Annotated in this window: 20 protein-coding genes and 1 tRNA gene; 10 read left to right on the top strand and 11 right to left on the bottom strand. The window is 73.9% G+C overall.

Features of this window, described 5'->3' with window-relative positions; genetic code table 11:
* The first annotated feature begins 94 nt into the window (after positions 1 to 94).
* Both ACGFQ9_RS05240 and ACGFQ9_RS05235 read left to right on the top strand, forming a co-directional pair.
* Positions 95 to 1,729 carry a von Willebrand factor type A domain-containing protein gene (locus ACGFQ9_RS05240; protein ID WP_393571354.1) on the top strand — a complete coding sequence of 545 codons (1,635 nt, stop codon included), beginning with the start codon at positions 95 to 97 and terminating at the stop codon, positions 1,727 to 1,729.
* Between the two features lie 177 nt (positions 1,730 to 1,906).
* Positions 1,907 to 3,682 (top strand): Imm49 family immunity protein, encoded by a 1,776-nt coding sequence (locus ACGFQ9_RS05235; protein WP_393571352.1) that lies wholly within the window; start codon positions 1,907 to 1,909, stop codon positions 3,680 to 3,682.
* A gap of 90 nt (positions 3,683 to 3,772) precedes the next feature.
* Here the strand turns inward: ACGFQ9_RS05235 and ACGFQ9_RS05230 are convergent, their stop codons facing one another.
* Positions 3,773 to 5,023: a PP2C family protein-serine/threonine phosphatase gene (locus ACGFQ9_RS05230; protein WP_393571350.1), complete on the bottom strand. Its 1,251-nt coding sequence runs from the start codon at positions 5,021 to 5,023 to the stop codon at positions 3,773 to 3,775.
* Positions 5,024 to 5,117: 94 nt separating this feature from the next.
* Between ACGFQ9_RS05230 and ACGFQ9_RS05225 the strand changes: the two genes are divergently transcribed.
* On the top strand, positions 5,118 to 5,987 hold the full coding sequence (locus ACGFQ9_RS05225; RefSeq protein ID WP_393571348.1) for a hypothetical protein: 870 nt from the start codon (positions 5,118 to 5,120) through the stop codon (positions 5,985 to 5,987).
* Between the two features lie 49 nt (positions 5,988 to 6,036).
* Here ACGFQ9_RS05225 and ACGFQ9_RS05220 read toward each other — a convergent pair whose 3' ends face one another.
* The 3 genes from ACGFQ9_RS05220 to ACGFQ9_RS05210 all read right to left on the bottom strand — a co-directional run bounded on the left by ACGFQ9_RS05220 (position 6,037) and on the right by ACGFQ9_RS05210 (position 8,024).
* Positions 6,037 to 6,678 carry a class I SAM-dependent methyltransferase gene (locus ACGFQ9_RS05220; RefSeq protein WP_393571346.1) on the bottom strand — a complete coding sequence of 214 codons (642 nt, stop codon included), beginning with the start codon at positions 6,676 to 6,678 and terminating at the stop codon, positions 6,037 to 6,039.
* Between the two features lie 86 nt (positions 6,679 to 6,764).
* The gene (locus ACGFQ9_RS05215) at positions 6,765 to 7,157 is read right to left on the bottom strand and encodes a molybdopterin-binding protein (RefSeq protein ID WP_393571344.1); all 393 of its coding nucleotides are present in this window, start codon (positions 7,155 to 7,157) and stop codon (positions 6,765 to 6,767) included.
* Between the two features lie 711 nt (positions 7,158 to 7,868).
* The gene (locus ACGFQ9_RS05210) at positions 7,869 to 8,024 is read right to left on the bottom strand and encodes a DUF6131 family protein (RefSeq protein WP_393571342.1); all 156 of its coding nucleotides are present in this window, start codon (positions 8,022 to 8,024) and stop codon (positions 7,869 to 7,871) included.
* Positions 8,025 to 8,223: 199 nt separating this feature from the next.
* Between ACGFQ9_RS05210 and ACGFQ9_RS05205 the strand changes: the two genes are divergently transcribed.
* Positions 8,224 to 9,057, top strand: a complete 834-nt coding sequence (locus ACGFQ9_RS05205) for a DUF1206 domain-containing protein (RefSeq protein ID WP_393571340.1) — start codon at positions 8,224 to 8,226, stop codon at positions 9,055 to 9,057.
* Between the two features lie 99 nt (positions 9,058 to 9,156).
* Here the strand turns inward: ACGFQ9_RS05205 and katG are convergent, their stop codons facing one another.
* Entirely contained in the window at positions 9,157 to 11,382 is a 2,226-nt protein-coding gene (gene katG, locus ACGFQ9_RS05200; protein WP_393571338.1) for a catalase/peroxidase HPI, read from the bottom strand.
* A gap of 250 nt (positions 11,383 to 11,632) precedes the next feature.
* On the opposite strand from katG, the gene ACGFQ9_RS05195 reads away from it, so the two are divergent.
* On the top strand, positions 11,633 to 12,061 hold the full coding sequence (locus ACGFQ9_RS05195; protein ID WP_393571336.1) for a Fur family transcriptional regulator: 429 nt from the start codon (positions 11,633 to 11,635) through the stop codon (positions 12,059 to 12,061).
* Between the two features lie 89 nt (positions 12,062 to 12,150).
* On the opposite strand, the gene ACGFQ9_RS05190 is transcribed toward ACGFQ9_RS05195, so the two are convergent.
* A complete protein-coding gene (locus ACGFQ9_RS05190; RefSeq protein WP_393571334.1) occupies positions 12,151 to 13,068 on the bottom strand; it encodes a hypothetical protein in 918 nt (305 codons plus the stop codon).
* The gene (locus tag ACGFQ9_RS05185) at positions 13,065 to 14,480 is read right to left on the bottom strand and encodes a phenylacetate--CoA ligase family protein (protein ID WP_393571332.1); all 1,416 of its coding nucleotides are present in this window, start codon (positions 14,478 to 14,480) and stop codon (positions 13,065 to 13,067) included. The genes ACGFQ9_RS05190 and ACGFQ9_RS05185 overlap by 4 nt, the downstream gene beginning before the upstream one ends.
* A gap of 400 nt (positions 14,481 to 14,880) precedes the next feature.
* On the opposite strand from ACGFQ9_RS05185, the gene ACGFQ9_RS05180 reads away from it, so the two are divergent.
* Positions 14,881 to 15,645, top strand: coding sequence for an IclR family transcriptional regulator (locus ACGFQ9_RS05180; protein ID WP_393571330.1), 765 nt, complete (start codon positions 14,881 to 14,883; stop codon positions 15,643 to 15,645).
* Between the two features lie 74 nt (positions 15,646 to 15,719).
* On the opposite strand, the gene ACGFQ9_RS05175 is transcribed toward ACGFQ9_RS05180, so the two are convergent.
* Positions 15,720 to 16,499: an SDR family oxidoreductase gene (locus ACGFQ9_RS05175; RefSeq protein ID WP_393571328.1), complete on the bottom strand. Its 780-nt coding sequence runs from the start codon at positions 16,497 to 16,499 to the stop codon at positions 15,720 to 15,722.
* 399 nt (positions 16,500 to 16,898) lie between these two features.
* On the opposite strand from ACGFQ9_RS05175, the gene ACGFQ9_RS05170 reads away from it, so the two are divergent.
* A complete protein-coding gene (locus ACGFQ9_RS05170; RefSeq protein WP_393571326.1) occupies positions 16,899 to 17,564 on the top strand; it encodes a hypothetical protein in 666 nt (221 codons plus the stop codon).
* A gap of 46 nt (positions 17,565 to 17,610) precedes the next feature.
* Here the strand turns inward: ACGFQ9_RS05170 and ACGFQ9_RS05165 are convergent, their stop codons facing one another.
* The gene (locus tag ACGFQ9_RS05165; RefSeq protein ID WP_393571324.1) at positions 17,611 to 18,174 is read right to left on the bottom strand and encodes a hypothetical protein; all 564 of its coding nucleotides are present in this window, start codon (positions 18,172 to 18,174) and stop codon (positions 17,611 to 17,613) included.
* 345 nt (positions 18,175 to 18,519) lie between these two features.
* Between ACGFQ9_RS05165 and ACGFQ9_RS05160 the strand changes: the two genes are divergently transcribed.
* Positions 18,520 to 18,918 carry an SAV_915 family protein gene (locus ACGFQ9_RS05160; RefSeq protein WP_393571323.1) on the top strand — a complete coding sequence of 133 codons (399 nt, stop codon included), beginning with the start codon at positions 18,520 to 18,522 and terminating at the stop codon, positions 18,916 to 18,918.
* A 19-nt stretch (positions 18,919 to 18,937) separates the two neighbouring features.
* Positions 18,938 to 20,275, top strand: coding sequence for a diaminopimelate decarboxylase (gene lysA, locus ACGFQ9_RS05155; RefSeq protein WP_393571321.1), 1,338 nt, complete (start codon positions 18,938 to 18,940; stop codon positions 20,273 to 20,275).
* Positions 20,276 to 20,341: 66 nt separating this feature from the next.
* On the opposite strand, the gene ACGFQ9_RS05150 is transcribed toward lysA, so the two are convergent.
* Positions 20,342 to 22,273, bottom strand: coding sequence for an APC family permease (locus ACGFQ9_RS05150; RefSeq protein WP_393571320.1), 1,932 nt, complete (start codon positions 22,271 to 22,273; stop codon positions 20,342 to 20,344).
* Positions 22,274 to 22,503: 230 nt separating this feature from the next.
* Positions 22,504 to 22,577, bottom strand: a tRNA-Pro gene (locus tag ACGFQ9_RS05145).
* 153 nt (positions 22,578 to 22,730) lie between these two features.
* Between ACGFQ9_RS05145 and ACGFQ9_RS05140 the strand changes: the two genes are divergently transcribed.
* Entirely contained in the window at positions 22,731 to 23,477 is a 747-nt protein-coding gene (locus ACGFQ9_RS05140; protein ID WP_393571318.1) for a transketolase, read from the top strand.
* Positions 23,478 to 23,508 lie beyond the last annotated feature (31 nt).

Below are 23,508 nucleotides of genomic sequence, written 5' to 3'. Positions count from 1 at the left end.
CCCTTTCGAGACGCGTTCGCAACACCCTCGTCGGTTCCAACTCCCCTTCCCGGACGTCACATTCGCAGACACCGTTCGTCCGAAGGGGGACACCATGATGTTGCGCACGCCCGGCCGCGACCGCGGCCGCGACGGCCACCGCGACCGCGCCCGCCGCCCGGGAAGACCGGCCCTGCTCGCCGCGCTCGCGGCCGCGGCCGTACTGCTCTCCGGGTGCAGCGCGGCCGACGGCAGCCACGACCGCAGCAGCGGCACCTCCTCCGAGTCCGGCCGACGGAGCGGCGGCGGCAACCCCGCCCCGGCCCCGGCACCCGGAGGCACGGACCGGTCCCAGGGCAAGGGCGAGGGCAAGGTCGAGGGCACGGGCGAGGGCGAGGACGACGGCCGCCGGGCCGACGCCCCGGCCCCCGACTACCTCTCCACCTTCGCCCTCGACGTGGACACCGCGAGCTACGGCTACGCGCGCCGGACCCTCGCCGACGGCAAGCTGCCCGATCCGGGGACGGTCCGCCCCGAGGAGTTCGTCAACAGCTTCCGGCAGGACTACCGGCAGCCCGACGGCAACGGGTTCTCCGTGACCGTCGACGGCGCCCGCACGGACTCCGCGGACTGGTCCCTGATGCGCGTGGGGCTGGCCACCCGGGCCGGCCGCGGCCCCTCCGAGCGCCCGCCCGCCGCGCTCACCTTCGTCGTCGACATCTCCGGGTCGATGGCCGAGACCGGCCGGCTCGACCTGGTGCGCACCTCGCTGGACCTGATGACCGACCGGCTGCGCGGCGACGACTCGGTCGCCGTCGTCGCGTTCAGCGGCAAGGCCGAGACCCGGCTGCCGATGACCCGGCTGGACGGCAACCGCGAACGGGTGCACCGGGTCGTCGACGGGCTGCGCCCCACCGACTCCACCAACGTGGAGGCCGGCATCACCCGCGGCTACGACACCGCCGTGGCAGGACGCCGCGCGGGCGCCACCAACCGGGTGGTGCTGCTCACCGACGCCCTCGCCAACACCGGCACCACCTCCGCCGACGCCCTGCTGAACCGGATCGACAACGACCGCCGCGAGCACGGCATCACCCTCTTCGGGGTCGGCGTGGGCAGCGACTACAACGATGCCTTCATGGAGCGGCTGGTCGACAAGGGCGACGGGCACACCGTGTACGTCTCCGACCAGGAGGAGGCCCGCCGGGTCTTCTGCCACGAACTGCCCGCGCAGGTCGAGCTGCGCGCCCGCGACGCCAAGGCCCAGGTCTCCTTCGACCCGCGCAACGTCGAGCAATTCCGGCTGATCGGCTACGACAACCGGCGCGTCGCGGACGACTCCTTCCGCGACGACTCCGTGGACGGCGGCGAGGTCGGCCCGGGCCACACGGTGACCGCGCTGTACGCGGTGCGGCTGCGGCCGGGCGCGGCCGGGCACGTGGCCACCGCGACCGTCCGGTGGCTCGACCCGGGCAGCCGGGCCCCGCACGAGGAGTCCGGGCGGGTGGAGGCGTCCGCGCTGACGGGCGGCGGCTGGGAGCAGGCGGCGCCCCGGTTCCAGGTCACGGCCGCGGCGGCGTACCTGGCCTCGGAGCTGCGTGAGCGCGGCGGCGGCTGGGAACCGGTGCCGGGGGCGGTCGGGCTGGACCGGCTGTCGGAGGTCACCTCGCGGCTGGCGGCGCGGACCGAGGACCCCGAGGTGCGCCAGCTGTCGGAGGCCGTACGGCAGGCGGACCGGCTGCTGGGCTGACGCACGGGTCTCGGCCGGGCACGGGTCGGGCACCGGGTACGGACTCGGGGCCGGTGCCCGGGCGTTGTCAGTCCCCCTTCCTATGCTGATCACGACTGATCATGAAAGCGACCGGAGACCGGAGCCCTGGGACCGGGGGCTCCGGGGCCGACGGGCGGGGACGAGCGGGAGGCGGACATGGGGGCACGGATCGAGCGGCACCGGGTCGGCGCGGCGGCGCTGTCCGCGGCCCAGCGCGACTTCGCGGGCCGTCTCGCCGGCGAGGTCCACCGCATGCGGCACGACGCCTGCCCGTCGTACGGCTGGCAGATGATCTCCGATGACCTGCTGGACTACGTCGCGGCCCGCTCGGTCACCGATCCGGGGCTGGGCGGGAAGGACATCCAGGTGGCCGTCGAGTCGGCGACGGCCGCGGCCGTCGGCTCGGTTGCACTGGCCGCCGGTGAGCGGCTGGACGTGTTCATCCACTACGTCGGGGAGGGCATCCGCTACACCGGCGGCCGGGTGCCGGACGGGACGGTGGAGGCCGACCGCGGGCGGGCGATCCTGCCCGCCGAGTGGCTGGAGGTGCTCTGGCTGGCGGTGGTCACCGCCCGCTCCGACCACTACGGCGAGCTGCTGGTGCACCTGGCGGGCCCGCTCCGGGGCAACGAGCGGCAGCCCGGCCCGGCGCTGGTACACGCGCTGATGGCGTACGTGTACGGCTGCCAGGAGAACCGGGACGCGCCCGACCCGGTGGAGGCGGCCGGCCGGCTCGCGGTGATCGACGCGATCGTCGACGGTCTCGGGGCCGGCGACACCGGGCTGGCCGAGCGGGCCGCGCTGGCGGCGCTGCGGGCGCTGGCCGCGGAGGACGAGGAGGGTTTCGGCCGGGCCCTCGCCCGGCAGCTGGAGATACACCGCGGCCGGTTCGGGGACTCCGCGGTGGCCTTGCCGAACCCGCCGCCGCGGACGCTGCTGCCGCTGTCCGCGATCGCCCTGGCCGCGATGGCGCACCGCTGGCTGGGCTGGCGGATCGCCGTGGACTCCGACTACCTGCCGGAGGCTCTGGTCACCGGGTTCGCGACGGCGGGGCCACGGGTACGCGCGTACGGCCGGGACAAGCGGCCGGACGCCCTGACCGCCCTGGCCTCCGGACCGCTGACGGTCGACCGCCCGGCACACCCGGCGCCTCCGCACGGGCCGGCCCGAGCGGAGGCGGCCGATCCGGCCCGGGCCGGGCTGGCCCGGTTCCGGGATCCGGCGAGCGACCCGGCGGACCTGGCCGTGGGGATGACCGGCCTGCTGCGCGGGCTGCGGCTGCGCGCCCTGTCCCGGGCGGCGGAGTCCCCCGGCGATCCGCTGCTGCACGAGGACCTGCGGCTCGGCGCGGAGGCCGGCGGGGCGGCGTTCCGGCTGGCCCGTACCGCTCCCGGCGGGTCGGTCGGGGTCACCGTCGGCGGTACCCGCCGGATCCTGCCCGCCTGGCGTGGCGCGTACGAGCCGGGGCCCGGACACTGGCGGGACGCGGTGGCCTGCGCCCTGGTGGTGGGGGCACGCGGCCCGCTGGCCGACTGCGTGCTGATGCCTCCCGAGTTCTTCGAGCAGGGCCCGTACGAGTCGCCGGGCGGCGCGTACTGCGCGGCACTGCACGACTACCTTCGCGGTGCCGACCCGGAACCGGCCCTGGACCGTGCGCTGCGGGCGGCCGGCCGGCTGGCCGGGGACGGTTTCCTCGGCCCGCCGGTGGTGCTGCTCTCCCAGCTGGTCGAGGGCGACCGGGAGGGCTTCGCCCTGGCGCTGGCGGACGCGCTGGAGGCGCACCGGGAGCACTACGCGGTGGCGGCCCGCGGCCTGGCGCCGGAAGCCGCCCTGGACCTGGACGTGCTCGCCCTGGCCTGCCACGCCCGCCGCATCGGCTGGCCGGTGCCGGTCCGCTCGCCCTATCTGCCGGAGCTGCTGCCGTCCGGGTGACGGCGACCGGGTCGACCGGGCCGGGTCGACCGGCGGGTCGGCGACCGGGTCGGGTCGGCCGGCGGGTCGGCCTGGTCCCGGTGGCGCGGATCAGGAGGGGTGGATCACGTCGTCAGGGTCCGCCGGGAGGGCGCGGCGGCGGATCCGGGCCGCCAGGACGGCCACGTCGTCCTCGGCGTGCCGGGCGTCCAGGCCGGCCACCACCGCGTCGACCAGCTCCTCCACCTCCATACCGGGCGGCAGGTGCAGCGCGGCGATCCGGGCCAGGGAGGTGTCGATGTCCTCGTCGCGCCGCTCGACCAGGCCGTCCGTGAACAGCAGCAGGGTCTCGTCCGGAGTCACGGTGCGGGTCCCGGCCTCGTAGCCGCCGATCCCGGTACCCAGCGGCGGTCCGACCGGGACGTCCAGCAGACCGGCCGTGCCGTCGGCCGAGAAGACCGCCGGCGGGAGGTGTCCGGCGCTGGCGAACATCGCGACCTGCCGGGCCGGGTCCAGTCGCACCAGCAGGCAGGTCGCCGGCCGCCGGGCGTCGTCCTCGGCGACGAGCTGGTCCAGCTGCCGGAGCACCCGGTGCGGGGCCAGGTCCGTCGCGGCGACCTCACGCAGGGTGGAGCGGTAGAGGTTCATGTCCACGGCCGCGTCCAGTCCGTGGCCCATGACGTCGCCGACCACCAGCAGGGTGCGCCCGAAGTGCAGCCGGACCGTTTCGAACCAGTCCCCGCCGACCAGGGCCCGCTGCCCCACCGGCAGGTACCGGCTGGCGATCTCCAGGTTCGGGTGGGGCCGGCCGGGCTCGGCCACCAGCGCCCGCTGCAGGTTGAGCGCGGTCCGCTCGGTGGCGGCCAGCTGCCGTGCGTGCCCGAGGTGCAGTGCGGCCAGCCGGGCCGCGAACTCCACGGTCGCCCTGTCGTGGGCGGTGAACCCGCGGCCGGGGCCGCGTACCGCCAGCAGCGACCCGTACGTCTCGTCCCGCGCCTCCAGCGGCACGGACAGCACGTGCACGCGTCCGCCGCCACCGGCTCCGGCAGCGTCACCGTCCGCGCCGCCGTGGCGCCGCCCCTGGCCCGCAGCCGCCTCCGCCGCCCCGGCGGCCGCCTCCAGCAGCACCGGCGGCCCGGCCGCGGCGGCCCGGTGCGGCCGGCCGCCGGGCGCCTCGGGCCGCAGGTCCACGGCGGCCGCGTCGCACAGGTTGCGGAACAGGAAACCGGCCAGCTCCTGGCAGGTGGCCCACTCGTCCAGGGTGGTCCCGATCCGCTCGGCGGCGTCCTCCATGGCCCGCAGCCTGGCGCGGAGCGCCGCTCGCTCGCGGTCCGGGGACTGCGGGTACTCCTGGTCCGCCACCACACTTCCATTCCACCAGGCCACCGGCACCCGCGCGCCGGGTCCGCCCCTGCCCCGGATAGCGTGGGCGGACCCGCACACGAAGAGGAACGCGATGCCCGCACCGCAGCCCCGGCTCCTGTACGTCACCGACCTCGCCTATCCCGCCCGCGGCCGGCGCTACTGCGACGAGGACATCTTCCTGACCTCGCGGCTGCGCGAAGGGGCCGACGGCGGCCACGGGGGGTTCGACATCGCGCTCTGCCACCCGCTGGACGCGGCGGCCCTGATGGAGTCCTTCGACGCGGTGGTGGTCCGGAACAGCGGCCCGGTCCTGCGGTACCAGGACCGGTACGACGCGTTCCGCGAGCTGGCCGTCCGGCGCGGCACGCGCGTCTACAACGAGCTGACCGGCCGCGCCGACATGGCGGGCAAGCAGTACCTGCCGGACCTCACCGCGGCGGGCCTGCCGGTGATACCGACCGTGGACCGCGCGGCGGACCTCGACCGGCTGCCGGGCCCGGACGCGTACGCGGAGTACGTGGTGAAGCCGAAGCTCGGCGCGGACTCGATCGGCCTGCGCTTCCTGCCGTACGACGCCCTCGGGGAGGCCCTGCGCGCCGCGGGCCCGGGCACGCTGCTGGTCCAGCCGCGCATCCCGTTCCGCTACGAGGTGTCGTTCTACTTCGTCGACGGCGCCTTCCAGTACGCGCTGTACGCGCCCCGGCCGGAGGAGCGATGGGTGCTGGAGCCGTACGCGCCGACCGCCGCGGACCTGGAGTTCGCGCAGCGGTTCGTCGACTGGAACACCGTCGGCCACGGCATCCAGCGGGTGGACGCCTGCCGGGCCCCGGGCGGCGAGCTGCTCCTGGTCGAGCTGGAGGACCTCAACCCCTACCTCTCCCTGGACCTGCTCGCCGAGCCGGCCCGGGAGTCATTCGTCGCCGCCTTCGCCGCGGCCCTGCACCGCCTGCTGGACAGCTGACGTCCGCAGGCGGCGCGCCGCCCGGCACGCGGCCGGCGGCGGGCCGGAGTCAGCCCGCGGGGCGGCGGGCGTAGCAGAACAGGTGGTCCTCCGGCCCGGCGATCTCGCTCTCGGGCTGGAAGGTGGAGGTCGAGTGGAACAGGACCTCCAGTCCGCAGTCCTCGCGGAGCCGGCGCAGGTACTCGTCGGTGGAGTAGCTGGAGACCCGGACCCGCCGGCCCATCCACTCCACCTCCACGTCCGCGATGTCGGCGGGCACGGTGGCCATCACGAAGTAGCCGCCCGGCACGAGCCAGTCGGCGATCCGCAGCAGCGACTCGCCCACCTCGTCGCGGCCCATCACCAGCAGCGGGAAGAAGGCGCACACGGCGTCGAACCCGCCGGCCGGCGGCCGGTAGTCGCGTACGTCTTGCTGCTCGAACCGGGCTCCGGGCACCTGGGCGCGGGCGAGCTCGACCATCGCGGCGGACACGTCGATGCCTGTCACCTCGTAGCCGGCGCGGACCAGGGTCTCGGCGACGGGCCGGCCGGTGCCGCTGCCGACGTCCAGGACCCGGGCGCCGGCGGGCAGCCGGCCGGTCAGCCAGTCGAGGGCGGCGAGCTGGCCGGGGAGTTTCACGAAGGCCCGCTCGTACTCGGCCCCCATCCCGTCGAACAGTTCCGCCGCCGATTCCATCGCACGATCGTCCACCGCTGCCTCCTCTGGGGAATCCGGTGCGTCCGGCCGTCCCACCGTCCAGTGCGTCCGGCCGTCCGGCCGTCCGGCCATGGACCAGGCTAGGCCCGGTCGATGAAGACGCTGGTGGATTTCACCCGTGCGGTGGCCCTGGCTCCTACTTCCAGGCCCAGTTCCTCGACGGCCTCACGGGTCAGCAGGGACACGATGCGGTGCGGCCCGGCCTGGATCTCGACCTGGGCGTCGACCGTGCCGAGCAGGACCCGGGTGACGATGCCGGGGAACGCGTTGCGGGCCGAGGTGTACGGCGCCTCGTCATCGTCGGCCCCCTCCTGGGCGACGGCCACGCAGAAGGCGGCGAGGTCCGGTCCGTCGACGATCCGCCGGTTTCCCGCGCGACGGGTGGGGAAGCGGTCCGCGTCCGCCCAGCGGCGCGCCGTGTCGACGCTCACGCCGAGCAGCCGGGCCGCCTGACCGATGGTGTACGACTCCATGACCGCCACCCTATGGCCCTGCCCGGTGTGCTGCCGCGCCGCCTCCTCCCCCGGCGGCCGGACCAGCGTGGTATGCCGGAGGGGGCGCCGCTGCTCCGGGTCCTGACGGTGCGGTGGTCCGGCGTTACCGCACTCCGGCGCGCACCAGAAGCTTCCGGGCGCCTCGGGAACATTCGCGGGGCGAACGGGTCCATCTCCACGGCCGTCGCGGCGGACCGCCGACCGGTCAGGTTCCCCGCGATCCGGGCGAGTTCACCGGGAGGGCCTCCCTCGGCGGTTCGTTCGGCGGTCAGTGCGAAATCCCCCGGCAACCCCGGGGCGGGGGGGGGGGGGGGGGGGGGGCCCCCCCCCCGGGGGGGGGCCCCCCCCCCCCACCCCCCCCCGCCCCCCCCCCCCCGGGGGGGGCCCGGCCCCCCGCGGGGGCCGGGGTCTTGGCGGGGGGGGGCGCGCGGGGGGGGGGGGTGGGGGGGGGGGGCCCCCCCCCCCCCCCGGGCGGGGGGGGGGGGGGGGGGGCCCCCCCCCCCCCCCGCCCCGGGGGTGAAGGAGCAACCGGCGTCCGCACCGCCGCTTTCGCCCTCCGGGGCAGGTCCGGGCCCGCGGCGGGGGACCGGAAGGCCTGCCCGGAACCGCGGGCCCGGAGGGACGGTACGGAAGCGGAAGGACCGGAAGAGCCGCCGACGCGGTCTGCTCATGACGCCCGGCGCCGGCCCGCTAGTAGTAGTGCCGACGGCCGCCCACGGCGTGCCCGACAGCCCCGAGAATCCACAGGATCAGGCCGATGACGACCAGGATGATGCCGATCGTATAGAGGATCGACAGGCCCAGCAGCCAGCCCACGATCAGCAGGATGACGCCGAGAATGATCATGGCGTACTCCGATCTTCGATGACGGGAACGGCGCCGAACCGCTGAACAAGCCGACACCAACCGTCCGATATGTCGCTGCTACCCGGTTACGCGCCCGGAAACCATGTGCGGCGTGCCGAGTTGTGCCGGCGGCGCATGGTACGGCCCCTCCGGGGCAGGCGCGCCCTGGAACGAAGGCCCCGGTACGGAAGGGAGAGGCATGCCACAGATCCCCCGGACGCCCGCCCGGTCCGGCGCGGCCGTCCGGAAGCGGAGCACCCGCCGCGCCGTGACGGTGGCCGCACGCTGCGGCCTGGCCACGCGCGGAGTGCTGTACCTGCTCGTGGGGCTGCTGGCCCTGCGGATCGCCTTCGGGGAGACGGACGAGCAGGCCGACCGCTCCGGCGCCGTGGCCCAGCTCGCCCGGCAGCCGTTCGGCGCGGTGCCGGTGTGGGCCGTCGGCATCGGCCTGGTGGCCATGGCGCTGTGGAGGCTGTCGGAGGCCGTCTTCGGCAGCGCCGGCCCGGACGGCCGCACGGCGGGCAAGCGCGTCCTCGCGGCCGCCCGCGCGGTCGTCTACGCGGTGGCCGCCATCTCCGTACTGGCTTTCGCGGCCGGCGTCGGCGGCACCCGCTCCGGGGACGAGGAGTCGCGGGACGCGACGGCGACACTGCTCGGCATTGCCGGCGGCTGGCTGGTGGCGCTGGTGGGGATCGGCCTCGCGATCGGCGGCGTGGTGATCGCCGTCGCCGCGGCGCGGCGCACCTTCCACGACAAGATGGACACCGGCGGTCTGCCGGACGGGGTCCGCACGGCCGTGGACGTGCTCGGGGTGGTCGGCGGGATCGCCCGGGGTGTGGTGTTCACGACGGCCGGCGGCTTCCTGGTGTACGCGGCCGCGAGCTACGACCCGTCCAAGGCCAAGGGCATCGACGACACGCTGCGCGCCTTCGCCTCGACCCCGGCCGGTCCCTGGCTGCTGGTAGCGGTGGCGATCGGACTGGTGCTCTTCGGTGTCTTCTCCTGGGCCTTGGCGGCCTGGGTCCGCACATGACGCGGATGAATGGTGTGCGGCCGCTTCGGGTGCCGCGGCCGCGCACACGCGGAAGGCCGCCCTCCCGCTGACGGGAGGGCGGCCTTCACGACACCGTAATCAGACGAGGTCGAAGCGGTCCAGCTCCATGACCTTGGTCCACGCCGCGACGAAGTCCGTGACGAACTTCTCCTTCGCGTCGTCACCGGCGTACACCTCGGCCAGCGCACGCAGTTCGGAGTTGGAGCCGAAGACCAGGTCGGCGCGGGTGCCGGTCCACTTGAGGTCGCCGGTGGCCGCGTCGCGGCCCTCGAACGTGGTCTGGTCCTCGGAGGTCGACTTCCAGGTCGTGCCCAGGTCGAGCAGGTTGACGAAGAAGTCGTTCGTCAGCTTGCCGGGCGTCTCGGTGAAGACGCCGAGCGAGGACTGCGCCTGGGTCACGCCCAGCGCGCGCAGACCGCCGACCAGGACGGTGGTCTCCGGCGCGGACAGGGTGAGCAGGTTCGCCTTGTCGACGAGCAGGTACTCGGCCGGCAGGCGGTTGCCCTTGCCCAGGTAGTTGCGGAAGCCGTCCGCGACCGGCTCCAGGGCGGCGAAGGACTCGGCGTCCGTCTGCTCGGCGGAGGCGTCCACACGGCCCGGGGTGAAGGGGACCTCGACGTCGTGACCGGCGTCCTTGGCCGCCTTCTCGACGGCCGCGGTGCCCGCGAGGACCACGAGGTCGGCGAGGGAGACCTGCTTGCCGCCGGACGCGGCGGCGTTGAAGGACTCCTGGATGCTCTCCAGGGCGCGCAGCACCTGGGCCAGGTCGTCGGGGTTGTTGACCTCCCAGTTGCGCTGGGGCTCCAGGCGGATGCGGGCGCCGTTGGCGCCACCGCGCTTGTCGCTGCCCCGGAAGGAGGCGGCGGCGGCCCAGGAGGCGTTGACCAGCTGGGTGACCGTGAGGCCGGTGCCGAGGATCTGCTCCTTGAGGGAGGCGACGTCGGCGGCGTCGACCAGCTCGCCCGAGCGGGCCGGCAGCGGGTCCTGCCAGATGAGCTCCTCCGACGGGACCTCCGGGCCGAGGTAGCGCACGAGCGGGCCCATGTCGCGGTGGGTCAGCTTGAACCAGGCGCGGGCGAAGGCGTCGGCGAACTGGTCCGGGTTCTCGTAGAAGCGCCGCGAGATCTCGCCGTAGACCGGGTCGAAGCGGAGCGACAGGTCGGTGGTGAGCATCGTCGGGAGGTGCTTCTTCTCCGCGTCGAACGCGTCGGGGATGACCGCCTCGGCGTTCTTGGCCACCCACTGGTGGGCGCCGGCCGGGCTCGTGGTGAGCTCGTACTCGTACTCGAAGAGGTTCGTGAAGAACCCGTTGCCCCACTGGGTGGGCGTGGTGGTCCAGGTGACCTCCAGGCCGGAGGTGATGGTGTCCGCGCCCTTGCCGGAGCCGTACGTGCTCTGCCAGCCGAAGCCCTGCGCCTCGATCGACGCGCCCTCGGGGTCGACGCCGACGTGGTCCGCGGAGCCGGCGCCGTGGGCCTTGCCGAAGGTGTGGCCACCGGCGATGAGGGCGACGGTCTCCTCGTCGTTCATCGCCATCCGGCCGAAGGTCTCACGGATGTCGCGGGCCGCGGCGAGCGGGTCCGGGTTGCCGTTGGGGCCCTCGGGGTTGACGTAGATGAGGCCCATCTGGACAGCGCCGAGCGGGGACTCCAGCTCGCGGTCGCCGGTGTAGCGCTCGTCGCCGAGCCAGGTCTTCTCGGGGCCCCAGTAGACGTCCTCGTCGGCCTCCCAGACGTCGGCGCGGCCGCCGGCGAAGCCGAAGGTCTCAAAGCCCATCGACTCCAGGGCGACGTTGCCCGCGAGGATCATGAGGTCGGCCCAGGAGATGGCCTGGCCGTACTTCTTCTTGACCGGCCACAGCAGACGGCGGGCCTTGTCCAGGTTGGCGTTGTCCGGCCAGCTGTTGAGCGGGGCGAAACGCTGCTGGCCGGCGCCGGCGCCGCCGCGGCCGTCGGTGATCCGGTAGGTGCCGGCGCTGTGCCAGGCCATGCGGATGATCAGGGGGCCGTAGTGGCCGAAGTCGGCGGGCCACCAGTCCTGCGAGGTGGTGAGGACCTCGGCGATGTCCTGCTTCACGGCCGGCAGGTCGAGGCCCTTGAACGCCTCGGCGTAGTCGAACTCCTCGCCCAGCGGGTTGGCCACGGCGGGGTTCTTGGCAAGGATCTTCAGGTTGAGGCGCTCGGGCCACCACTGGCGGTTGCCGCCGCCCTGCGTCGGGTGCGCGGCCCGCCCGTGCGCCACGGGGCAGCCTCCGCTGCCCTCCGGCTTCGGGGTGCTCACGTTTGCATCATTGTTCTCGGGCATGGGAATCCTTCCGGATCAGGCGGATCGCACTGTGCTCAGGAACTACGGACGCGGAACAGGAGAACGGAGCGCCGTTGGTGAGTGGTGTGAGTACCACGCGCCGAAGCGTCACAGCTGTGTCCCTGCTGTCGTCCTGTCCCTTGGTTGTCGCCGGAATAGATCCTACGATGGACTTTGTCCAAGTCAATGCGAGAACCAGAACCGTACCGGTTCATTCTGTAGACGAGCTCAAGTGAGGCTGGTGGGGGCAGTGAGCGACCTGCTGGAACGACTGCGCGGACGCGGCTGGCGGATGACCGCCCAGCGCCGGGTGGTCGCCGAGGTACTCGACGGCGAGCACGTTCACCTCACGGCGGACGAGGTGCTCGCGCGGGCCACCGCCCGCCTGCCGGAGGTGTCCCGGGCGACGGTCTACAACACGCTCAGTGAGCTCGTGTCACTGGGCGAGGTCACCGAGGTGACCACCGACGGCCGTGCCAAGCGCTACGACCCGAACGCCCACCGCCCCCACCAGCACCTGGTCTGCTCGGGCTGCGGCACGATCCGGGACGTCCACCCCGGCGGCGACCCGCTGGGCGACCTGCCCGTCTCCGAGCGGTTCGGGTTCGCGCTCGCCGGGGTCGAGATGACCTACCGGGGCCTGTGCCCCGACTGCGCCCGCGAGCGCACCCGCTCCTGACCCCGGCGGCCCGCGGCGCGCCGGAGGCCGCCCTCCCGGGACGGGACGGCGGCCTCGGTGTGGCGCAGGGGCAGGGCGTACGGCACGGCTCAGGGCGCGGTGCGGGCCGCGGCGGCGCCGCGGACCGCGGGCTGCTGCGGGGCCCGGCCGGCGTCGCGGCGGAAGACCACCTCGGCCATCCGCCGCTCCGGTCCGCGGCGGCGCAGTACCCGGTAGCCGAGATAGGCGGCCGGGCCGAAGAACACCTGGGCGGGGACGAGGGCCGGGCCGTCGCCGGTGACCGCGGAGACCAGGTGCTGCAGGGCCACGGGTGCCACGGCGCCGCACAGGACCACCAGCACGGTGCCGGTCCGCAGACCGGCCTTCCCGTACGCCTTGTAGGCGGTGGTGGTGAAGAGCGCGTAGGCCAGCAGGTCGCCCATGCCGACCACGCCGCCGAGGTCCTCGCCGATGCGCAGGCCGGCGGCGGGGGCGTACGGGTAGCCCTGGACGGCGTCGGCGAGCTCCTGGGTCAGCGGCACGACCCAGGCGAAGAAGGCGTCGTACAGGGCGAGCGCGAGCAGGAAGAGGGCGACGTTCCGCAGCCGGATGCCGCCCTGGACGTTGAGGTTGGTGGCGGAGACGACGACCAGGCCGACGACGGCGCTGTTCGCCACCCAGTACGGGGGCGCGGTCTCGCCGAAGGCCTGATGGCACACGAGCACGCTCGCGATCAGCGCGAGGATCAGCGCCCAGCGCAGCCGGCCGTTCGCCACGAGCGGCTGGTAGCCCACCGACAGCCCGCCCGCGAAGACCAGGGCGAGCACGACCGGGAGGACGGCGCCGGGCAGCGCGAGGTAGACGTACGGCAGGGCCAGGACGAAGCCCATCATCAGGAAGATGTCGGCGCCGTTGAACACGCCGACGGGCGGTCTGGGGGTGCGTACGGCGCGGAAGTACGCGACCGCGCCGGCGACCACCGCCAGTGCCAGGGCGGTGGTGACCGCGAGCTGGAAGAAGACGCTCATGCATGGCTCCGGGTGAAGGTGTGCTCCAACAGGTCGCAGCGGAGGGGGAAGCGGCGTGCGGCCTCCGCGTCGTCCAGCGGCAGGACCCTGACGTCCGCGTCGATCCCCCGGTCCCGGAGGCGGCCGGTCACCTCGGCCGCGGTGAGCTCGCGGGAGGCGACCTCCACGCGGAGCCGGCCGCCGTCGCCGACCAGGGCGTCGTGGCGCAGCGGGAACGGCAGCCCGGGGGTGCCGTCGAGCGCTTCCACGATGTCGCGCGGGGTGACGAGGCCGTCGGCGGTGCGGTGGAGCCGGCCGGCCTTGCCGAGGATCTGGGAGACGGCGGGCACGGCGGCGAGTTCGCAGTCCGGTTCGCCCTCCAGGGTGCGGACCACGTCGCCGGTGTTGTACCGCAGGACCGGCATGCACTCGCGGTAGGGGTAGTACGGCGTGACGGTCAGCTCACCGAGGCGGCCCGGGCCGGCGGGTTCCCCGGTCTCCAGGTCGAGCACCTCGGTGAAGCCCATGTTGGGGTCGATGTGGAGGTGGCGGTGGGTGCAGGTGCGCCCGCCGACCGGGAGCAGCTCGGTCATGCCGAAGTTGTCGCCGACGGTCCGGGCCCCGAAGGTGTCGCGCAGGGCGTCGGTGAGGGCCCGGGACATGATCTCGCCGCCTGCGTAGACCGAGCGCAGTGCGAACTCCTCCGGCCGGCAGCCGAGCCGGCGGGCGGCGGTCACCATCCGGGCCAGGTAGCTGGGGTTCCCGGTGAGCAGGGTGGGGAGGGTGTCGGAGTTCCTGCCGAGCAGGTGCTCGACGGACTCCTCCGGCGGGACCTGGCCCACGACGTGGCAGGAGGCGTTGACGAGCCGGCACACCTCGACGTCCTCCTGCACGGCGGCCGTCGCCCGGGAGCTGAGGTTGATCTGCATCCGGTCGCCGGGCCCGATGTCGCCGCGCAGCACCACGGACAGGGCGATCAGTGCGGGCCAGAGCTCCATCTCGTAGCGGGAGAGCCAGATCTGCACGGGGCGGCCGGTGGTACCGGTCGTCTGGGTGACCAGGTACGGCTTGCCGCACAGGAAGTCGGCGGGGCGCCGGACCAGATCGGCCTTGCGGGTCACCGGGATCCGGGTGAGCGTCTCGGTGGTCAGCCCGTCGAGGTCGGTCCCCGCGAGCCGTTCCCGGTAGAAGGGGGAGCGTTTGGCGAGCCGGCGCACGGTCCGCTGGAGGGCCCTGTTCTGCAGGTCCCGGCGCTCCTCGGGGTCGGCGAACGGCCCTTCGGCCAGTTCGTCGACGTCGTCGCCGAGCGAGCCGAACTCCTCGAGCGTGGCGAGGGCGTCGGCGACCAGCCGCTCCACGGTGCGTACGTTCAGCCGCCGGCCGAACACCATGGACGTCGCCACCCGCACCTGCCGGACACCGGTCTCCAGCACTCGTGCCTCCCTCTCGCGTGCGTGACGAAGGGGTGGGGGCGGCACGCCGCCCCCACCCCCGGTGTGCGTGTCAGCTGGCAGAACAAGAAGCGAAGAACACCGCAGTCATGGCGGACATGACGTACTTGAACTGCTTGGCGCTGGTCTTGATGGCGCTCATCTGTTCCTCCTCGTTTCGGTTCGGTCGGACACGGTCCGGGCCTCCCGGGGGAGCCGGATCCTTGCGTCCTCGGTCGACAACACACTGGCGCGATCGGGAAGCACGGGCAATGATCGGGTCCGCTCAACGGACCGGCGGAAGCGGAGGGGGGCAACACCTTTCTCCCTGATCAGCCGGGACGAACGGGGATCACGGGTCCGTCCGACCGACGGGATCCGTCGGGAGAGGGGGAAACCGCTCATGGCCAGATCCGGCACTGAGGGGCGGGGAGTTCTGGAGGGCGCTTTCGCACTCATGGAAGTGCTCGCCCAGACCGAGGAGTTGGGGCTGACCAGGCTGGCGGCCGATGCCGATCTGCCGAAGGCCACGGCCCACCGGCTGCTGGGACAGCTGGTCGCGCTGGGCGCGGTGCAGAGCAGTGCGGGCCGCTACCGGCTCGGCCCGAGGACCTTCCGGCTGGGGGTGGGCTGGCATCCGGCGCGGGCGCTGCGCGCGGCGGCGGCCCGCCCGTTACGTGAACTGTCCCTGGTGAGCGGCGGGTTGAGCCTCAGTCTGTCGGTTCCCGAGGCCGGGCACACGATCGTCGTCGGGGGCCTGCGCGGTGAGGCGGACGAGGTCTTCCCGCTGCATCCCGGCGTGGTCCTGCCGCCCGGGAGCGCGGCCGAGCTGGTCCTCGCGGCGCACGGCCCGGAGGCGGAACCGCCCGGGGGGTGGTCGGCGGCGGCGTGGTACCGGGAGGCCGTGCGGATCCGGGAGAGGGAGCGGGCCTTCGAGTACGGGCGGTGCGTGAGCGGGCTCTCGTCGGTGGCGGCGCCGGTGTTCTCGGCGTGCGACAGCGTGGTCGCCGCGGTGGCGGCGACGGGCCCGGACCCCCGGCAGATCGCTGCGCTCGGGGAGGCCGTGGGCCGGGCGGCGGCCGCGATCAGCACCAACCTGTCCCGCCTGCCGGCGGTGTCCAGGCAGCCCCGGCGCGCGAGCGAACCGTCCGCCGTCCGGGGGGCCTGACGGCGGCGGGCCGCACCGGTGGAGCGCGGCGACGCGCGACGTCGATACGCGGCCGGCTCGCCCGGCCGGCTCGCTCAGCCGTGCAGCGACGCTCCCCCGTCGACGTACAGGCTGTGCAGGGTGATGTGCCGCGCCTGATCGGAGAGCAGGAAGAGCACGGCGTCGGCGATGTCCCCCGGCGCGGCGACGCGGCCCGTGGGGATTCCGGTGCGGTAGGCCGCCGGGTCGCCGCGGACGGCGGCGGCCGCGGCGTCGGGACCGAGCCTTCCCAGCATGGGGGTGTCGGTGGTGCCCGGACAGACCACGTTGGCGCGGATCCCCAGCGGGGCGGTCTCCAGGCCGAGGCTCAGGGTGTACGCGGCGGCGGCGGCCTTGGAGGCGGCGTACGCGGCCATGCCGGCCCGGGGGATCCCGGCCGCGTTCGAGGCGACCGTGACGATGGCTCCGCGGCCGTGACCGGCCATCAGGTCTGCCGCGGCCTTCGACCACAGGAAGACGCCGGTGGCGTTGACCGCCATCACCGCCGCCCAGTCGGCGGGGGTGCAGGACAGCGCCGGGCCGCAGCGCAGCACTCCGGCCACGTTCACCAGCGCGGCCACCGGCCCCAGGTCCTTCTCCACCCGCGGCAGGGTCTCCTCCGCGGCGCCGGTGGCCGTGACGTCGCAGGCGTAGCGCAGCACCGGTCCGCCCGGGGCCCCGGCGGGTGCCTCCAGTCGCGCGAGACCGTCCTCGTCCACGTCGACGGCCGCGACCGACGCTCCGGAGTCGGCCAGGGCCCGGCACACGGCCGTGCCGATGCCGCCCGCCGCCCCGGTGACCACCACGACCCGCTCCGCCAGACCCGTCAGGTGCACCGCACACCTCCGCGAGCATCCGCGCCGCCGACAGCGCACAGTGGAACACCGCCGCGGGCTGCCCGACAGGGCGCACGGGCAGACCAGCCGTTGCCCCGAGTGCGCCCCCGCACACCCCTGGACCGGCAGCTGTCTTCCGGCCACGCGGGACGCGCGCGGCGGGCCACCGCGGCCGTCGGCAGGGCCCGGCCGGACGAGACCGCTCGTGTCGGCGCGCTGGAGCGCGCCCGGGTGCCCGGACTCCCAGGCCGAGCGGATGCGCCACCGGGGTGACGGGCCGGCGCCCGGCCGCGCGCGCCCCGCGCGCCCATGCGCCCCTGCCACACCCCTTGGACGGCGGCCCGCGGCCGGACCACAGTGCTCGCGTCAATCGATCCGGCCCTGACCATGAGGGACACCATGATCCACATCAGTGAGACCCTGGTTCTGCAGACCGTCGAAGAGTTCCTCACCGACGACGACCTCGCGCGACTGCTCAAGATCATGGATGCCGAGCAGGCCGCCACCGGCTGGAAGCCGCGCTTCCAGGCGGAGGTGATCCCCGCTCCCGCCGCGGCCCGGGACATCCTGCAGGCCGCGACCTTACGCGCGCTTCCGGCGATCCGGCGGTCCATTCCCTCCGCCACCGCGGCCGCCAAGTGGGCCTACACCGAACTCGGTCCGGGCGACGAGATCCAGACCCACCTCGACGGCATACCGCACCCGGAGAGGGCACCGCGCCGCATCGGCCGTATCGGTGTGGTAGTCCAGGCGGCCGAGGCCGGCGGCGAGTTCTACGTCGAGACCACCTCCAGCCCCGGCGTCTGGAGCGGCCTGGAGGTGGGCGAGAGCGAGGGCTACCTCGCCGGCACGCCCCTGACCCACGTCCTGGAGCACGCCCCCGACCGCGCGGACCTGCACGAGACCACCCCCGAGTGGCTGGCCGGCGCCGCCCGCAGCCGCTGGACCAGCCATGCCGGACCCGGCGTGGCCGTCGCGTACGGCGCCCAGGTGATCCACGGGGTGACCCCCGTCCGCTCCGGCCGCCTCCGCAAGTTCGTCGCCAACCTCTGCGACACCCCGTAGCGGCGGCCCCGGCCGGCCCGTAGGGGGGCGGGCCGGCCGGTCGCGGTCAGCCGAGCCCGGAGACCCGGAACACGGACCGGGCGGCCTCCCGGTCGATCCGGGCGGCCAGTTGGCGCAGCGCGGTCCCCCCGCACATCAGCGAGCCCTGCCGGACCGATGTCCGTGCGTCGGCGTCGAAGCGGTGCCAGAGGGCGGGATTGCGGACCAGCACACCCGGATCGATCTCCACCCGGTGTCCTTCGGCGTCCTTCAGGACCATCCGCTGGGCCACCCCCTCGGACCAGCGGACCGAGACCAGGGCATCGGTGCGGACGGAGCGCTCGACGAACAGCTTTCGGGCCGTCAGACGGCCGGGCGAGACCCGCACCAGGGGCGGCAGCAGGACGGCGTAGAGCAGCATGCCGAGTCCGGTCCAGAGGACGGCCCGGGGCCAGGATGCGGAACCGGCCACCGCGTCGACGGCCAGCAGCGACAGGACGAGAAGTCCGGCCGCGAGGACCGCGGTGCGGCGCTCACCGGGCCAGTGGGCATCCTGTGCGGCGGTGCCGCCGCGCGCTTCCGTTCCGGTCCGGGCACGCCTCCGTACCGGGCGGGTGAAATGTCGGTCCATGCGAAGGACGCTAAAGGCGGATGCCGTTGCTCCCGCGCGTCCTGACGTGACGCTTACGCCCCCTTGGTGGAATCGGAACGACCGCAGGCCAACGCGCCACCGCAGCGGGCGGGTTCGCCGGCGCCGGACGGCGGCGGAACCCGGGGATGTGCGCCGGTCGGCGGCGCGGCAGGGCCCCGCCCCGGCCGTCAGCGTTGCGTATGAACTCGGCCGACCCGTGTCAAGGTCCCGTCAGAGCCTGCACACGGCGGCCCCGGTGCGGGCATAGCGTTCGATGCCCCGCCCCGGACCGCCTCCCCGCACCGGGGCATCACGTGCCGTGCACGGCTCCTCAAGGAGGGCCCCATGTGTCTCTTCCAGTACGACGACGACCCCGAACCCGAGGAACGGGTCCCGGCCGGGCTCCTGTACGTCCCGGTCCGGCCGGGAACGGCGGAGGTGGTGGTGCGCCTGTTCCGCACTCCGCTGGGCGCGCGTACCGCGGTCGGGTTCACCGACCCGGAGCGGCTGGCCGCCACGCTCGGCGCGGAGCAGCCGTGGATCCGGCTGTCCGAGCCGGCACTCCGGGCGATGGCCGAGCCGCTGGGGGCGGTGCTGCTGACCGTCGACCCGAGGTTCACCGCACCCGCGGTCAACGGGACCGGGGCCGGCACCGGTGCCGGCTGCGCCACGGGCGCCTCCCCGGCCGCGGACCCCGTTCCGGCCCCCGCCGTACGGCGCTCCGGCGCGAGCCGGGCCGCCTGAGGGAGAGGGGGACCACACGATGACCACTGTGATCCTTTCGGGAGCGGGGTCCGCCACGGACGACGGCCTCTCCGTCTGGCCCGCCTCCACGTCCCTCCTCGCACACGGCGGACTCGCCGTGGGCGGTGTGGACCTCGCGGACCTCGCGGAACGGTTCGACACCCCCGTCTACGTGCTGGACGAGGCCGAGGTGCGCGGGCGCTGCCGCGCCTACCGGGAGGCCTTCCCCGGGGCCGAGGTCCTCTACGCGGCGAAGGCGTTCCTCTCCCGCGCGATGGTCCGCTGGGTCCGGGAGGAGGAACTGGGCCTGGACGTCTGTTCGGCCGGAGAGCTGGAGCTGGCCGTCACGGCCGGGTTCCCGCCCGGGCGGATCGTGCTGCACGGCAACGCCAAGTCACCCCGCGACCTCGGCAGCGCCGTCCGGCTGGGGGTCGGGCGGATCGTCATCGACAGCACGTCGGAGATCTCGCGCATCGCCGCCGCCGTCGGGCCGGCCGGGCACCAGAAGGTGCTGGTGCGGGTGGTGCCGGGCGTCTCGGCGGGCGGCCACGACAAAATCCGTACGGGCACGGAGGGCCAGAAGTTCGGCCTGTCCGTGGCCGACGGGTCCGCGCTGCACGCGGTGGCCCGTGTCCTCCACCGGCCGCAGCTGGAACTGACCGGCCTGCACTGCCACATCGGCTCCCAGATCACCGGTGCGAAGCCCTACCTCACGGCGCTCCGCCGGATGGTGGGGCTGATGGCCCGCATCCGCGACACCACCGGGGTCGTGCTGCCCGAGCTCGACCTGGGCGGTGGTCACGGCATCGCCTACCGGCCCGGCGAACCCTCCCTGGACATCACCGAACTCGCCCGGAAGCTGCGCACCGAACTGGCCGGCAGCTGCGCGGCCGCCGGGATACCGGTGCCGAGGCTGATCGTCGAGCCGGGCCGCGCCGTGGTCGGGCCGGCCGGGGTCGCGGTGTACCGGGTGCTCGCGGTCAAGCCGGCCGGGGAGACGCTGTTCGTCGCCGTGGACGGCGGGATGAGCGACAACCCGCGACCCGCCCTGTACGGCGTGCGGTACGCCCCCCGGCTGGTCGGCCGGCTCCCGGCCGCCGAACCCCGTACGGCCACGGTCGTCGGCCGGCACTGCGAGGCGGGGGACGTGATCGCGGCCGGGGTGGAGCTGCCCGGCGACGTCCGCCCCGGCGACCTGGTCGCCGTACCGGTGGCGGGGGCGTACCAGCTGTCCATGGCCTCCGGCTGCAACATGGTGGGCCGGCCCCCCGTGGTCGCGGTGCGCGGGGGCGCGGCGCGGCTCCTCGTCCGCCGGGAGACCCTGGACGACCTGCGCCACCGCGACCTCGGCGACTGACGGGCGAGTGGCGGGGGAAGCAGCCGGCCGCCGGCGGTTACTTCCCCCGCCACGCGGCGGCGGCCGTCAGCCGGCGTGGACGTGCGGGCGGCGGGCCCGGTCGGGTTCGGCCTCGCGGATCACCTCACGGGTGACGGGAGCGACCTCGCCCTGCCCGAAGAGGAAGAAACGCAGGAAGTTGGTCAGCGGATTGCCCTCGGTCCACTCGAAGTAGATGTGCGGCCGCTGCCCGGTCTCGTCCCGTATGTGGAGCAGCAGGGCCGCGAGCGCGTTGGGAACGGAGGAGGACTCCAGGGTGAGGACCCGGTACCGGTCGTGCATGACCTCGCCCCTGACCCTCAGACCGGCTTCGAACTCCGACGGATCCAGGACGGTGACCTCGACGAACACGAAGTCGTCACCCGGCGGGACGTCGTTGTCGGCCCGGATCTGGTCGGTCTTCTCCCGGTACTCGGCCTTGTCGCGCCTGTCCGGCTCGTTGGCTATGAAGCGGATGGTGCGGGTGGCGGTGTCACGGACGAACCGCTCGGCCATATCGTCGAGCTCGACGTGGGTGACGCGCAGTTCGAAGACGCGGGCGAGACGGGACAGCAGGGACAGGGCCATGATCCCGGCGATGAAGCAGGCACCGATCTTCACACCGTCCGGGCGCTCGATCACGTTCACGGCCGTGGTGTAGACGAAGACGGCCGAGATGACGCCGAAGGCGATGGTCCAGCCGCGCTCCCGGGCGCGCCGGGCGGCGATGGTCACGGCGACGGCCGCCGAGGTGATCAGGACGAGCACACCGGTGGCGTAGGCGCCTCCCTGTGCGTCCACGTCGGCGTCGAAGATCCAGGTCACCAGGAACGCGATCAGGGTGAACACGATCACCATGGGCCGCAGGGCGCGGGCCCAGTGCGGGGCCATGCCGTAGCGGGGCAGGTAGCGCGGCATCAGGTTCAGCAGGCCGGCCATGGCCGAGGAGCCCGCGAACCACAGGATCAGGATGGTGGACGCGTCGTAGACGGTGCCGAACGCGGAACCGAGGTACTCGTGCGCGAGGTAGGCCAGGGCCCGGCCGTTCGCCTCCCCGCCGGCCTCGAACTCCTTCGCCGGGATGAGCAGCGTGGTGATGAAGCTGGAGCAGATGAGGAACACGCTCATGATCACCGCGGCCGTGGTGAGCAGCTTCTTCGTGCCCTTGATCCGGCCTGTGGGGTTCGCCGGCTCCTCGCCCGGCTCGCCCTGCACGTGCGGCATCACGGCCACGCCGGTCTCGAAGCCGGACAGGCCCAGCGCCAGCTTGGGGAAGACCACCAGGGCGATGGCGATCATCATGAACGGGTTGCCGTGCTCGGTGGTCAGTGCGCTGGTCCAGTCGGTGACCACGTGGGGCTCGGTGGCCACCTGCCAGAGTCCGACCGCGACCACGATCGCGTTCAGGAAGAGGTACGAGACGACCAGGGCGACGGCGAGCCCGATCGCCTCGCTGAAGCCCTTCAGGAACACCGCGCCGAGCAGCGCGATCATGATCAGGGTGATCAGCACCTCGTGTCCGTGCAGGGTGCTGGTGAGGTGCGGGTTCTCCACCAGGTGGGCCGTGGCGTCGGCGGCCGACAGGGTGATGGTGATCAGGAAGTCGGTCGCGGCGAACCCGAGCAGGGTCAGCACGAACAGCTTGCCCTTCCAGAACGACAGCAGCCGCTCCAGCATCGCGATCGATCCCTCGCCGTGCGGGCTCTCCTGCGCCACCCTCCGGTAGACCGGAAGCGCACCGAACAGGGTCAGGAGCACCAGGACGATCGTCGCCACCGGTGACAGCAGCCCGGCCGCGAGTGCCGCGATGCCGGGCTGGTAGCCGAGGGTGGAGAAGTAGTCGAGACCGGTCAGGCACATCACCCGGTACCAGGGCTTGCCCTCGTGCGCGGTCTCGGGCTGCTGCTGTTTGTGACGGCGGTCGGTCAAGCCTTCCAGCATCCACGCGCGCAGGCGTGAGGTGCGGGCAGGGGTGGCCATCGGGGCGCTCCTGTCGTACGGCACGGATTGGGCCATCGACGAGGACGGCTGGGCCAGCGTACGCAGCGGGACAGCACCCAAAACGCCCATACGGTCTTACGACGAAATCCTGACGCGCCCTTAACGCCACCCCCTCGGCGGCCTGCGCGCCGTCGCCGCCGGGCACGAAAAACGGCCAGAGGCCGCTCCGGATCACTCCGAAGCGGCCTCTGGCCTCCGACTTTCACAAGTCGGGACGACAGGATTTGAACCTGCGACCCCTTGACCCCCAGTCAAGTGCGCTACCAAGCTGCGCCACGTCCCGATGCCCGCTGACCTGGGGTTTCCCCCGGTTGAGCGCGCACGAGAACAATACCGCACTCGGCGGCGTGGTCGCGCGCGCCTTTTGCCTGGCGGGCTGCCGGGGCCGGAGGGCGGCCGTTGACCTCAAGCGTGGTTGAGGTTGCAGGATCGGTGCATGACGCAGACAACGGATGTCATCACGCTCCGTGCCGCCGGGCCCGACCGGCTCGCCGCGGGCACGGAGCCCACGGGGTTCGACGGACTCACCCGGCTCATGGCGCTCATGACCGGGGCCGAGAAGCACGGTCCGGCCGCCACGTCGACGCTCGACGCGCTCTGGGTGCTCTACGACAGGGTGCTGCGGGTCAGCCCCGCGACGGCCGCGGATCCGGGCAGGGACCGGTTCCTGCTCTCCAAGGGGCACGGGCCGATGGCGTACTACGCGGTGCTCGCCGCCAAGGGGTTCCTGCCCGTCGCTTGGCTGACCGGCTTCGGCTCGTACGACTCGCCGCTCGGCCACCACCCCGACCGGACCCTGGTCCCCGGTGTGGAGATCGGCAGCGGGTCCCTGGGGCACGGGCTGCCGCTCGCCGTCGGCACCGCGCTGGGGCTGCGCGCCCAGGGGCTCACCGATCCGGCCGTGTGGGTCCTGATCGGGGACGCCGAGCTGGACGAGGGCAGCAACCACGAGGCCCTCGCCTACGCCGGAGCCGCCGGGCTGGAACGGCTCCACACCGTGGTGATCGACAACGACTCCGCCACGCACGGCTGGCACGGAGGGATCGCCTCCCGGTTCGAGGCGGCCGGCTGGTCGGCGGCCACGGTGGACGGACGGGACCACGCAGCGCTCCACGAGGCGTTCACCGCGCCGCATCCGGGGCGGCCGCACGTGGTCGTCGCCCGGGTCGAGAAGAAGGCATAGGCAGAGGCAGAGGAAGGGCAGGGGTGGACGG

Source organism: Streptomyces sp. NPDC048603 (genome assembly GCF_043199475.1).
Taxonomy (GTDB): Bacteria; Actinomycetota; Actinomycetes; order Streptomycetales; family Streptomycetaceae; genus Streptomyces.
The sequence above is the reverse complement of the archived record's forward strand: the minus strand, read 5'-3'. Positions and strand labels throughout refer to the sequence as shown.

Bases quoted from the DNA above. Each gene is read 5' to 3' on its own strand.
- ACGFQ9_RS05140 (WP_393571318.1), top strand. From the start codon at position 22,731: ATGACGCAGACAACGGATGTCATCACGCTCCGTGCCGCCGGGCCCGAC.
- ACGFQ9_RS05150 (WP_393571320.1), bottom strand. From the start codon at position 22,273: ATGGCCACCCCTGCCCGCACCTCACGCCTGCGCGCGTGGATGCTGGAA.
- katG (WP_393571338.1), bottom strand. From the start codon at position 11,382: ATGCCCGAGAACAATGATGCAAACGTGAGCACCCCGAAGCCGGAGGGC.
- ACGFQ9_RS05235 (WP_393571352.1), top strand. From the start codon at position 1,907: ATGGGGGCACGGATCGAGCGGCACCGGGTCGGCGCGGCGGCGCTGTCC.
- ACGFQ9_RS05205 (WP_393571340.1), top strand. From the start codon at position 8,224: ATGCCACAGATCCCCCGGACGCCCGCCCGGTCCGGCGCGGCCGTCCGG.
- ACGFQ9_RS05190 (WP_393571334.1), bottom strand. From the start codon at position 13,068: ATGAGCGTCTTCTTCCAGCTCGCGGTCACCACCGCCCTGGCACTGGCG.
- ACGFQ9_RS05170 (WP_393571326.1), top strand. From the start codon at position 16,899: ATGATCCACATCAGTGAGACCCTGGTTCTGCAGACCGTCGAAGAGTTC.
- ACGFQ9_RS05240 (WP_393571354.1), top strand. From the start codon at position 95: ATGATGTTGCGCACGCCCGGCCGCGACCGCGGCCGCGACGGCCACCGC.
- ACGFQ9_RS05180 (WP_393571330.1), top strand. From the start codon at position 14,881: ATGGCCAGATCCGGCACTGAGGGGCGGGGAGTTCTGGAGGGCGCTTTC.
- ACGFQ9_RS05160 (WP_393571323.1), top strand. From the start codon at position 18,520: ATGTGTCTCTTCCAGTACGACGACGACCCCGAACCCGAGGAACGGGTC.
- ACGFQ9_RS05215 (WP_393571344.1), bottom strand. From the start codon at position 7,157: ATGGAGTCGTACACCATCGGTCAGGCGGCCCGGCTGCTCGGCGTGAGC.
- ACGFQ9_RS05210 (WP_393571342.1), bottom strand. From the start codon at position 8,024: ATGATCATTCTCGGCGTCATCCTGCTGATCGTGGGCTGGCTGCTGGGC.
- lysA (WP_393571321.1), top strand. From the start codon at position 18,938: ATGACCACTGTGATCCTTTCGGGAGCGGGGTCCGCCACGGACGACGGC.
- ACGFQ9_RS05165 (WP_393571324.1), bottom strand. From the start codon at position 18,174: ATGGACCGACATTTCACCCGCCCGGTACGGAGGCGTGCCCGGACCGGA.
- ACGFQ9_RS05225 (WP_393571348.1), top strand. From the start codon at position 5,118: ATGCCCGCACCGCAGCCCCGGCTCCTGTACGTCACCGACCTCGCCTAT.